Consider the following 11251-nt stretch of genomic DNA (forward strand, 5'->3'; position numbering starts at 1 on the left):
TTGCATTTCCAATTATATTTACCTATAATAGCAATAGGCAAGTGAACAAATTCAAACATAAATAAACAAAAAGGAAAGCTTGCCATGAATGCAAAAGGAGTTAATGCTGTGAGTGAGAATAGCTTGTTTTTACCGAATGCTGTTTTTGTCAGTAATTCAACTAGTGTGACCGATATTTTTCATGAAGTTGCCAACCAGCTTAGTGCAGAAAAACTGGTTAAAAAGCAATTTTTACCTGAAATCATTAAGCGAGAAGAAAAGTATCCAACTGGAATTGATCTTTCGCCTGTTAATAAAAATTTACCTAATATTGCAGTTCCACATACTGAAGGTGAATTTGTCAATACTCGTTTGATTGTTCCAGTTTCCCTAATGACTGCAGTACCATTCAAAAATATGATTGATCCTGATCAGGAATTGCTCGTGAAATTTTTATTTTTAATTTTAAATAATGATCCAGCTGGACAAGCAAACATTTTGGCGAAAATTATGGACTTTCTGCGATTAACACCTGTTGCCAATTTACAAGAGTTATTTAAGCTGACTGAACCCGATAAGATTTACCGGTTTCTAAGTGAGCATTTTAAATAATAGGAGGGTTTTTCTGATGAGTAGAGAAGTTAAATTTATTGCTGCATGTGGTGCAGGAGTTAATTCGTCCCATCAAATCAAGGATGCGGTCGAAGAAGAAATGAAAAAAAGAGGCTACAACGTTAAAGTTGATGCTTATATGGTGAAAGATGTCAACGAAGACTTGCTTTCCAATTATGATGGCTATTTGACAATTGCCAAAACCGATCTTTCATTTAAGCCAAAAGTACCGCTTATTGAAGCTGGTGCAATCTTGTACCGAATCCCTGCGATGGCTAAGCCAGTCTATGATGAAGTCGAAAAAGTTGTAAAGGACGTTAACGCTAAGTAACTCTTTTTTTGAAAGGAGAAAAAAATGAATGGGATAATTAATTTCGCTAATTCTCTTTTTAAACCCCTAATTGACATGGGGGCGGCAACAATCATGCTAATCGTTTTAACACTGATTGCAGTGCTATTTCGGGTAAAGTTTACTAAAGCGCTCGAAGGTGGTCTAAAATTAGCGATTGCGATTACAGCAATTGGCAATATTATGAATATGCTGACGACGGCTTTTCAAAAGCCAATGTTGCAATTCGTCAAGCATACGGGAATTCATATGGATATGCAGGATATGGGCTGGGCACCGTTAGCTACAATTACTTGGGGCTCACCTTATACACTGTTTTATCTATTAGTTTTAATTATTTTAAATGTTGTTTTATTACTCTTGAATAAAACTAACACTTTAGATGTTGATATTTTTGATGTCTGGCACCTAGCCTTTGTTGGTTTGTTTTGTGTCTATGTCGGTGCGCCGCTTTGGCTATCAACTATTTTGGTTTTATTTATTGGTACGATGAAAATCATCAATTCAGATTTAATGAAGCCAACGTTTAACGACCTCTTGGATGCGCCTGAAGGCAACCCAATGACGACTACGCACATGAACTACATGATGAACCCGATCATTATGCTCTTTGATAAGTTTTTTGATAAATGCCTACCTTGGCTTGATAAATTTGACTTTGACTCAACTAAGTTAAATGAAAAAATCGGCTTTTGGGGTAGTCGATTTGCAATCGGTGTCTACTTAGGTATCTTTGTTTCTTTGCTTGCCGGCAACAATTTTGCTACCGAACAGGGTTGGAAAGATATGTTCACACTATCATTTATTGGCGGCTCTTGTATTGAACTGTTCTCAGTTATTGGTTCTTGGTTTATTGCGTCAGTTGAGCCCTTATCACAAGGAATTGCCGATTTTGCTACCAAGAAGTTTTCTGGTCGGACCTTTAATATTGGTCTCGACTGGCCATTTTTAGCAGGACGTTCAGAGATTTGGGCAGCAGCTAACGTCTTAGCTCCAATTATGATGCTTGAAGCAATGGTCTTACCTGGTAATCGGTTAATGCCACTTGGCGGTATCATTGCAATGGGTGTTACCCCAGCTTTGCTAGTAGTTACTAGAGGAAAAATTATTCGGATGATTATTATCGGAACAATTGAATTACCAATTTTCCTTTGGGCAGGAACAATGGTTGGTCCATTTGTCACTAATATGGCGCACTCTGTTGGTGCAGCTATTCCGGCTCATACTCTAGTTTCAGATACCACGATGGAAGGCCCAGTAGAAAAATTCTTAGCTTATCTTGTCGGTAATGCTTGGAAACAACAGGGAATGTTCATCGTTTATGCCTTAATTGCTTTAGCCGTTTATCTGCTCTTATTCATCTGGTACGCTAAGCAAATGAAGAAGAGAAATGCAGAATATGCTGCAGCAGCTAAAAAAGCTTAGGTTAAAAATAGTTATTTTTGCTCAAGGTGATTAAATTGAAAAAAGTAAAGGTGTCAGCAAAAGAACAGGCACGAAGAAACGGCATTTTATTATGGGCAATATTCGTTATTGCAATAAATTTTTTACAGCTGATCTGCAAAAACTGGTTAACTACAATAGTGGCCATGGTTGGCACAATTTATGCATTATACCGAATCGTTGTTTATGATAATCCCCGAAATCGCCTTAGCCAAAAATATTATAATTGGCAAGGTAAAAAATTGAAGAAATAAAAGAGTATTAAATTATGCCATTAGATTCAAAAAATCTAATGGCATAATTAGTTTAATTTAAGATAACTAGTTATTTTAAATAGGAGAAAATAAATAATGAAAAAGCATTATAAGATTTCAAACTTTTTAGCAATACTGTTTATTCTCTGCCTTTTTAACTTAATACCAACACGAAATTTGTTGGCTGCAGAATCTGAATTGCCTCCAATAGGTCAAAAAGCTAAAGTCACCTTTGATCGTTATTCTTTAATGATAGATGGTGTCAGAACCCCAATCTATTCTGGCGAATTTGAATATTGGCGTTTACCTAGTCCTTCATTATGGCGTGATGTTATGCAAAAGATGAAGGCTGAAGGCTTCAACGCTGTCACAATTTATTTTAATTGGGGTTACCATTCACCTAAAGAAGGGGTCTATGACTTTTCTGGAGTTAGAGATGTAGACAAACTTTTAACAATTGCCGAGGAAGTTGGCATATATGTAATTGCTAGACCAGGACCTTATATTAATGCGGAAACAGATGCTGGTGGTTTTCCAGATTGGCTTTTAACTCAAAAAGGCCGCGCACGTTCATCAGATGCGGATTATACTAAAAGTTATAAAGAATGGTTAGATCATATTGATCCAATTATTGCCAAACATCAAATTACCAATGGTGGTAGTGTAATTCTGTATCAGATTGAAAATGAATATACTGGATGGCACCGTGATTCTCAGTACATGGAAGATCTAAAAAGTAAAGTAAAAGCAGACGGAATCGATGTTCCGACTTTCCATAATGATAAAAGTGGTCCGCAAGGGACCTGGGCAAATGGCAAGGGTGCACCAGATATGTATGCTTTTGACAGATATCCCGGTATTGGTAACATCGGAGCATTACCAAATACGTTTGAAGATCCTCATACAAAAGGTTGGGGAGCGAAGTCACCAATATTTTTAGCAGAACTCGGTAATGGCTGGTTCGATCCTTGGGCTGGCAGGGGTTATGATTACTGGCGAAATCAACGCGGTACTTCTTCTGAAAACATTATTAATAAGCACATTATAGGAGAAGGAGGTACAATAATAAGTTCATACATGACATATGGCGGTACTTCTTGGGGATATTTGCCTTTCCCCGGAGGTTATACTTCTTATGATTATGGTGCTGCAATCAATGAACAAAGACAGCTTGACGATAAAACAGCCCAACAAAAAAAGATTGGTTTAATGTTGCAAAGTGTCAAGCCGATAGCAAAAACAGATAGAATATCAGAGCAAGCTTCAACTAATAATGTTTTTTACATTATTGAAAGGGAAAATCCAGATAATAAAACCAAGTTCTATTTCGTTCGACATAATAAAACTAATTCAACAGGTGATGATACGTATAGCTTACCAATCAAGACCGATGAAGTTAATACTAAAGTTTCTGTTCGGATAAATGGTCAAACTTCAAAAATAATTACTGCAAATTATAATTTTGGCAAGCAGCATCTTGTATATTCTACCAATGAGATTTTTACGCAGTTTTCAAATGATAATGAAGATACCTTGGTTGTTTATTCAGATAAGAATGATCCTAATCAAACGGTTTTGAAATATGACACAGAGCCAGAAGTAAGTGTTGAAACTGGTAAAGTAAATAAAAAGTGGGATGAAGCCAAAAAAACTTTAACTTTAACTAATCAGTATGATGGTTTAGCTAATGTTCAAATAAAGTCAAAAGGTGGTTCCTTAAGATTAATCATGGGCTCATATGAGCAAATGAACAATTTATGGCAGCAAAAGACTTCTGTTGGAACAATTCTAGTGAATGGTCCGTATTTACTTCGCAAAGCCGAAGTTCAAGGGAAAACGTTAAGTTTAAGTGGTGATACGAATTCAGACACGAATCTCGCAGTATATTGTCCAGCAGACATTAATGAAATTCGATGGAATAGCCAAAAGCTAACGATGAAAGAAGATGCCGGCTGGTTTAATACAAATATTCCAGGCGTAGATAAAGCAAAAATCAAATTACCAGAATTAAAAGATTGGCAGTATCATGATGCAAATCCAGAATCCAACCTCAATTTTGATGATTCTACCTGGCAAGTTGCTGATAAGGAATCTTCCAACAGTATAACTAAGTTTACTAGTAAAAAAGTTTTATTTGCTGATGATTACGGGTTCCATCATGGTAATGTCTGGTATCGCGGTCATTTTACATCTAATGGTCATGAAAGTAATTTAAAACTAAACGGTATTACTGGTAACTATGGTGCGTATTCAGCATGGTTGAATGGACATTTCTTGGGAAGTTGTGACTTGGAAAAGGAAGAAAGCAAAGAACAGGATTTTGGCATAGATCCTGCTTGGTTAAGAAAAAACCAAGATAATGTTGTTTCTGTCTTAGTTGCTAATATGGGGCATGATGAAGATGGGAATAATAAAGACTCACATAAAACTGCCCGGGGTCTTATAAGTGCAAATTTGCAAAGAAAAGATGGTACAGATACTGAAATTACTTGGAAATTGCAGGGCAATATAGGTGGAGAAAAAGTTCTTGATTCATCACGAGGTTCATACAACCTTGGTGGGCTATACGGAGAAAGACATGGTTGGTATTTACCTGGTTTTGATGATTCAAAATGGGAAAAAGTTACTTTGCCTGATAGCAGAAAATCTGCTGGTGTAGGTTGGTATAATACGTCTTTTGACTTAAACATGCCAGAAAATTACGATGTACCAATTTCACTTGAAATTTCTGATGATACTTTTGGTACAAATGGGGCTAAATATCGGGCATATATTTATATTAATGGTTGGCTATATGGCCAATATATAAATAATGCAGGACCGCAAAAAGACTTTTATCTACCAGCTGGCTTGCTAAATGAACAGGGACATAATTTAATTTCGATAGCTGTTTGGAGTTTAGATAATCAGAGTACAAAACTAGGGAAAGTAAGTTTAATTAGCAACGGAATTTATAATTCATCTAATCAAGTTGAAAAAGTTAAAGCCGCAACGTACCAGGATATTTTTGGTAAAATCCAAGAAAATAACTCAGCTGTTAACGAAATAACTAAAGATACTTCGAATGTAAAATATTCAGAGAACAGAGAAAATAATACTAATAGCAAGTCTAAGAAGTGGCAAAGTAAGCTAAAAAGAGTTATGCATAATGCATATTTATATGATAAAAAAGGACAAAAAATCTTATCAAGTTATGTAAAAGCTGGAACTAAAGTTCTAACTTACGGAAAGGTTTTAGTGCATCGACGCAAATTTTATAGGTTAAGTCCAAACAAGTATATTGTTGCTAGCAATATTGATGGCACATTTAAGAAATTAAAACATAATGCGTATATTTATAATAGGCAGGGAAATAAAATAAGTAAAAAAATATTAAGTAAGAAAGAGAAAATTTTAATTTATGGTGGAAAAGTCTTAATTAGAAATAAAGTTTATTTTGTAATTGGTCTAAATAAGTTTGTAAAAGCAAAAAATTTTACTTAAATAAAGATTGATAGAGAAAAGAGCAAGAAATTTAATCGCACCCATAATTGATTGTGTGTTTATTTAGTTGGCTAATCTGTCCAAACTTAGTAAGAGTAATAAATTAGAACTTTTAAGGAAAATAGTTTTATTTTTAAAAACAAATTGTATTTAACCGCTTTCTTTGCTACACTCGAAGTGGTATCAACCAGTTAAAAAGGAGGAGATGTTAATGCAAAAGCCACTTTATCAGCGGGTTATTCTCGACTTAGAAAAGTTAATCAAAAAGATGAGACCCAATGAGAAGCTACCAAGTGAACGGCAATTATTGGTTAAATATCGTGTCAGTCGCAATACTATTCGATTAGCACTGCAAAACTTAGAAGAGCGGGGACTAATTTACCGACTTCATGGTAAAGGAACATTTGTCTCGAGCATTTATTTAGATCGACCGAATATTGGTGGAATTTACTCTTTTTCTGAAGAAGTTACACGAGAAGGTCAAAAAGCAACTACGCAGAATCGAAGCTTAGAATTAGTGACTCCGTCAAAAAAAATAGCTGAGCAGCTTAATCTGGCTGAAAAAGAACAGGCATATAAGCTAATTCGCTTGCGTCTTGCCAATGGCCATCCACGAATGCTTAGTACGACTTATTTACCAGAAAAACTATTTCCTAAATTGAAAATAGTAGATTTGAAAAATAAAATGCTTTATGGAGTGCTAAAAGAAAAATATAATCAGTTGTCCGTGATAGCATTTGAAGATGTCCAAGCCGTCAGTTTAAATGAGTTAGAGAGTAAATACCTAGCTGAAAAAGTTGGATCGCCTAGTTTAAAAATTTACCGAAAAACAATTAATGATAAAAATATTCCGATTGAGTTCACTATTTCTTTAGCGCGTGGAGATAAGTTTATATATCGGTCAAGACAATATAACGATTTAGCAAAATAAGGAGAACAAATGTTTACAAAGACAGATGCAGAACTTGAAAAGATGGGTGCCAAGATTACTACCCGTGAAATTCAGCAACAGCCTGAATTATGGCAACAAACTTGGTCAATTTACCAATGTAATAAAGCCCAAATTAAGGATTTTCTTGCCAAGGTTAATGCTGAATGTGGCAAGGTACGGGTAATTTTTACAGGTGCAGGAACCAGTGCGTACGTTGGTAACACAATTATGCCGTATTTACAAAAACATGGTGATCGCAGCAAATATGATTTTACGGCAATTGATACTACTAAAATCGTGTCTACTCCAGAAGATTACCTTGAGCCGGAAACGCCTACCATTTTAGTTTCCTTTGCTCGTAGTGGCAATTCGCCAGAGTCGGTTGCGACAGTTGAATTAGCCAAAAAGCTGGTAAAAAATTTATACCAAATTGCCATTACTTGTGCTCCTGAAGGTCATTTAGCTCAAGACTTACAAGGCGATGAAACGGGGCTAGTTTTATTAATGCCGGAAAGATCACTTGACCAAGGCTTTGCCATGACGGGATCATTTTCATGTATGACTTTAGCAGCATTATTAGTCTTTGATACCCTTGGTGATCAAGAAAAAGAACAGATTATTAAGCAAATTGCTGTAATGGGCAAGAGCGTGATTGCTAGAGAAGACGAGATTACAAAGCTTGTCAAGACAGATTTTAACAGAATTACCTATATCGGTAGTGGCTGTTTAGGTGGACTTGCTGAAGAAACCCGGTTAAAGATTTTAGAATTAACTGCTGGCGAAGTTGCTGCATTATTTGACACATCGATGGGTTTACGTCACGGTCCTAAGTCGTTTTTGGATAAAAAGACGATTGTTTTCGATTTTGTTTCCAATAATTCGTACACCAGACAATATGATTTGGATATTCTCAATGAAATTAGGGATGATCAAATCGTGCCACTGGTAATGGCAGTTGGCCAAGAAAAAGATGGTCAAGACTTTGCTGGTCAAACATTTACTTTTGCGGAAAAGAAACTCTTGCCAGATGCATATTTAGCTCTACCAGATGTCATGTTTGGTCAGACCATTGCATTATTAACTTCAATTAAAGTAAATAACAAACCAGATACACCATCGCCTACCGGAACCGTTAACCGGGTCGTTAAAGGCGTCACTATTCATAAGTTTTAGCGCCATTACTTTGTTTATATAATAAAAGCTTGTATAACATAACAATAAAGTTATTATTATTAATTTAAAAGTACAGGTTGACAAAAATTGGTTGGTACCTTACCATGTAATTGTGAAAGCGTTTTAAAAATGTTTTGATTTCCTTGAAGATATGGAGGAAGATATATGAATATTGTGGGTGCAAGAGTTGATGAACGCTTGGTTCATGGTCAAGTTGCTAATCTTTGGACACCGAAGCTGCAAGTGGAACGAATTATTGTTTTAGATGAAAAAGCGGCTAAGGATGATATCCAGAAAAGTGGTCTTAGAATGGCAACGCCAATGACGACGAGGCTAAGTGTTCTACCAACAAAAATTGCTGCTGATCATTTATTAAAAAATCGTTATGGCAAGCAGAGACTATTTTTAGTTTCAAAAGAGCCAGAAAACTTTTTACAACTGCTTAATGCTGGTGTTAAATTTAACTCGCTCAATCTAGGGAATATGTCACGCAAAGAAAATACGACAGAACTGACTAAGCAGGTAAATGTCACGCCAGATGATGTTAAGATTTTTAACCAAATTGCCAATCAGGGTGTTGAAATAATCGCACAGGTGAATCCAAGTGTTGATGCAACCAATGTTATGAAACTGATTGACGAGAAGATAAAGTAGGAGGAAAAAAATGATAGCTTGGTGGCAAATATTACTGCTTACTTTGTATGCAGGCTTAGAAATTCTTGACGAATTGCAAATCTATTCATCTTTAAATACTCCTGTCGGCGCCGGCTTAATTGCTGGTCTGATTATGGGTGATTTACCTACTGGATTATTTATCGGTGCTTCAATGCAGTTAATGGTTTTAGGTGTTGGTACCTTTGGTGGTGCTTCAAGAATTGATGCAACTACTGGTACGGTCCTAGCAACTGCCTTTTCAACAACTGTTAAGGGCATGACTCCCCAAACAGCTATTTCTTCAATTGCTGTTCCTGTAGCAGCAATCATGGTAGAGCTGGACGTATTAGCAAGATTTGCTAATACTTACTTCTCTCACAGAATCGATCACTTAATTGATCAAGATAAGATTAACTATAAAGCCGTTGAAAGAAATGTCCTTTATGGTGCAATTCCGTGGTCATTATCTCGTGCGATTCCCGTTTTTATCGCCTTAGCCTTTGGTCAAGGATTAGTTCAAAGCATTGCCAATGCTTTAAATGGCGAGTTCTTATGGCTAGGTCAAGGTTTAACTGTTGCAGGTGCTACGCTTCCAGCAGTCGGTTTTGCGATTTTGCTTCGCTACTTACCAGTTAAGAAACATGTGGCTTACTTAATTCTTGGTTTTACTATTACTACCTTATTCTCAGTCCTATTTACTGGTCTGCAGACTTTAGGTACTGGTCTTGCTGCTGTTAATAAAGGCTTTACTTCCATCTTCAATGGGTTACCAATGTTAGCAATTGCAATGTTGGGCTTAGCTTTTGCAATCTTACATTACAAGAACATCTCGATTAGCAGACCTGCACCAGCAAAGAGCGCTGAAAGTGCAGGCAATGAAGAAGCAAGTTCAAGTGTTAATAATGATGAAGGAGAGATCACTGATGACGAACTCTAAACCTAAATATAAATTAACTGATGCGGACTTTAATCAGATTAACCGGAGATCATTATTCGGTTACCAGTTAGGCTGGAACTATGAACGAATGCAGAACAGTGGTTATCTGTACACGATTTTGCCGCAATTAAGAAAAATCTATGGTGACGATACCCCAGAATTAAGAGAAATGATGAAGACTCATATGCAATTCTTCAACACTTCAAACTTCTTCAATACTATTATTACTGGTATCGACCTTGCGGTTGAGGAAAATGAGGGAATTGCCGGTAAAGATACTGTTGAGAGTATGAAAGTTGGGTTGATGGGTTCATTTGCCGCTATTGGTGACTCAATCTTTGCTTCACTAATTCCAACTATTTTTGGTGCTTTAGCAGCTTCGATGGCTCATGAAGGAAACCCAATTGGTGTTATTATATGGGTTGCAGCCTGCTTGTTAATCTGTGTTTTCCGTTGGAAACAATTACATTTTGCCTATGATAAAGGTGTTTCATTGGTAACTGATATGCGGGATCGGTTAAACGCATTAACTGATTCAGCTACGGTTATGGGTGTCTTCATGGTTGGTGCATTAGTAGCAACTATGGTTAACATTAAATTTGCTTGGACACCACAAATCGGTAAGGTTTCAATGAATATTCAAAATAATCTTGATATGATTATTCCAAAACTGCTCCCAGCTGCAGTGGTTGGCTTTGTCTACTGGTTATTAGGTAAGAAAGGTATGACTTCGACTAAGGCAATTTTAATTGTTTTAGTTCTGTGCATTATCTTAGGCGGTGCTGGAATTATTGCTAAAGTCTAGCAAGCCGCTTTAACGCAGTAATGTCATGAAACGATAGTAAGAGAAAGAACTTATATGGCTGAAAAAGAATTAATACTAATTAGTCACGGAAAAATGGCAGAAGGCGTAAAAGCCAGTGCCGAATTAATAATGGGCGAACAAGAACATGTACATACAGTTTGTTTACTCCCATCCGAAGGACCAGAGGATTTCAAGCAGAAATTTGAGAATGAAATAGCAGGAATGGATATTGCTGATATTACTGTTTTCGCTGATTTGATGGGTGGAACTCCTGCAAATGTTGTTAGTAGAATGATTATGGGTGGACAAAAAATTCATTTGATTTCAGGAATGAATCTTCCACTTGTAATTGAATGGCTAAATAGTCAAATGAACGGGGTAGAATCTGACTATATCACTGCCGGGAAAGCAGGAATGGTCGATGTTACCGAAATGTTGGCTAAAATGAATAAATAAAATTACCAAAGTAAAAAAGCCTAATTCGATGAATTATCAGAGTTAGGCTTTTTACTATGTATGATTAACTAAATAAAATAGGATTAGCCTATGATATGAACCCCAAAATTAGGACACTTTGTATTAGCTGCTAGCTGAGGACTAACTTCCGATATTCAAGCGGAGTTAGTCCTTT

Annotated in this window: 11 protein-coding genes; all 11 read left to right on the forward strand. The window is 36.3% G+C overall.

Annotated features, from left to right (window positions below):
• Positions 1-84: 84 nt before the first annotated feature.
• The 11 genes from J3U73_RS10230 (at position 85) to J3U73_RS10280 (ending at position 11076) form a co-directional block, all read left to right on the forward strand.
• Positions 85-591, forward strand: coding sequence for a PTS sugar transporter subunit IIA (locus tag J3U73_RS10230; protein ID WP_267393913.1), 507 nt, complete (start codon positions 85-87; stop codon positions 589-591).
• Between the two features lie 16 nt (positions 592-607).
• Positions 608-922 (forward strand): PTS fructose transporter subunit IIB, encoded by a 315-nt coding sequence (locus J3U73_RS10235; protein ID WP_220220761.1) that lies wholly within the window; start codon positions 608-610, stop codon positions 920-922.
• 24 nt (positions 923-946) lie between these two features.
• The gene (locus tag J3U73_RS10240; protein ID WP_220269200.1) at positions 947-2365 is read left to right on the forward strand and encodes a PTS transporter subunit IIC; all 1419 of its coding nucleotides are present in this window, start codon (positions 947-949) and stop codon (positions 2363-2365) included.
• A 26-nt stretch (positions 2366-2391) separates the two neighbouring features.
• The gene (locus tag J3U73_RS10245) at positions 2392-2637 is read left to right on the forward strand and encodes a hypothetical protein (protein WP_220232788.1); all 246 of its coding nucleotides are present in this window, start codon (positions 2392-2394) and stop codon (positions 2635-2637) included.
• Between the two features lie 96 nt (positions 2638-2733).
• On the forward strand, positions 2734-6120 hold the full coding sequence (locus J3U73_RS10250) for a beta-galactosidase (RefSeq protein ID WP_267410378.1): 3387 nt from the start codon (positions 2734-2736) through the stop codon (positions 6118-6120).
• 211 nt (positions 6121-6331) lie between these two features.
• Entirely contained in the window at positions 6332-7051 is a 720-nt protein-coding gene (locus tag J3U73_RS10255; RefSeq protein ID WP_220235163.1) for a GntR family transcriptional regulator, read from the forward strand.
• A 9-nt stretch (positions 7052-7060) separates the two neighbouring features.
• Complete coding sequence (locus tag J3U73_RS10260) at positions 7061-8224, forward strand: SIS domain-containing protein (protein WP_267410379.1); 1164 nt, start codon at positions 7061-7063, stop codon at positions 8222-8224.
• A 165-nt stretch (positions 8225-8389) separates the two neighbouring features.
• Positions 8390-8878, forward strand: a complete 489-nt coding sequence (locus J3U73_RS10265; protein ID WP_220235165.1) for a PTS system mannose/fructose/N-acetylgalactosamine-transporter subunit IIB — start codon at positions 8390-8392, stop codon at positions 8876-8878.
• Between the two features lie 10 nt (positions 8879-8888).
• A complete protein-coding gene (locus tag J3U73_RS10270) occupies positions 8889-9815 on the forward strand; it encodes a PTS mannose/fructose/sorbose/N-acetylgalactosamine transporter subunit IIC (protein ID WP_267410380.1) in 927 nt (308 codons plus the stop codon).
• Positions 9802-10620 (forward strand): PTS system mannose/fructose/sorbose family transporter subunit IID, encoded by an 819-nt coding sequence (locus tag J3U73_RS10275; RefSeq protein WP_103753097.1) that lies wholly within the window; start codon positions 9802-9804, stop codon positions 10618-10620. The genes J3U73_RS10270 and J3U73_RS10275 overlap by 14 nt, the downstream gene beginning before the upstream one ends.
• 54 nt (positions 10621-10674) lie before the next feature.
• Complete coding sequence (locus J3U73_RS10280; RefSeq protein ID WP_103753096.1) at positions 10675-11076, forward strand: PTS sugar transporter subunit IIA; 402 nt, start codon at positions 10675-10677, stop codon at positions 11074-11076.
• Positions 11077-11251: the final 175 nt, after the last annotated feature.

This window comes from Lactobacillus sp. B4005, assembly GCF_026536045.1.
Classification (GTDB): Bacteria; Bacillota; Bacilli; order Lactobacillales; family Lactobacillaceae; genus Lactobacillus; species Lactobacillus panisapium.

Bases quoted from the DNA above. Each gene is read 5' to 3' on its own strand.
- J3U73_RS10260 (WP_267410379.1), top strand. From the start codon at position 7,061: ATGTTTACAAAGACAGATGCAGAACTTGAAAAGATGGGTGCCAAGATT.
- J3U73_RS10275 (WP_103753097.1), top strand. From the start codon at position 9,802: ATGACGAACTCTAAACCTAAATATAAATTAACTGATGCGGACTTTAAT.
- J3U73_RS10250 (WP_267410378.1), top strand. From the start codon at position 2,734: ATGAAAAAGCATTATAAGATTTCAAACTTTTTAGCAATACTGTTTATT.
- J3U73_RS10265 (WP_220235165.1), top strand. From the start codon at position 8,390: ATGAATATTGTGGGTGCAAGAGTTGATGAACGCTTGGTTCATGGTCAA.
- J3U73_RS10235 (WP_220220761.1), top strand. From the start codon at position 608: ATGAGTAGAGAAGTTAAATTTATTGCTGCATGTGGTGCAGGAGTTAAT.
- J3U73_RS10280 (WP_103753096.1), top strand. From the start codon at position 10,675: ATGGCTGAAAAAGAATTAATACTAATTAGTCACGGAAAAATGGCAGAA.
- J3U73_RS10230 (WP_267393913.1), top strand. From the start codon at position 85: ATGAATGCAAAAGGAGTTAATGCTGTGAGTGAGAATAGCTTGTTTTTA.
- J3U73_RS10270 (WP_267410380.1), top strand. From the start codon at position 8,889: ATGATAGCTTGGTGGCAAATATTACTGCTTACTTTGTATGCAGGCTTA.
- J3U73_RS10240 (WP_220269200.1), top strand. From the start codon at position 947: ATGAATGGGATAATTAATTTCGCTAATTCTCTTTTTAAACCCCTAATT.
- J3U73_RS10255 (WP_220235163.1), top strand. From the start codon at position 6,332: ATGCAAAAGCCACTTTATCAGCGGGTTATTCTCGACTTAGAAAAGTTA.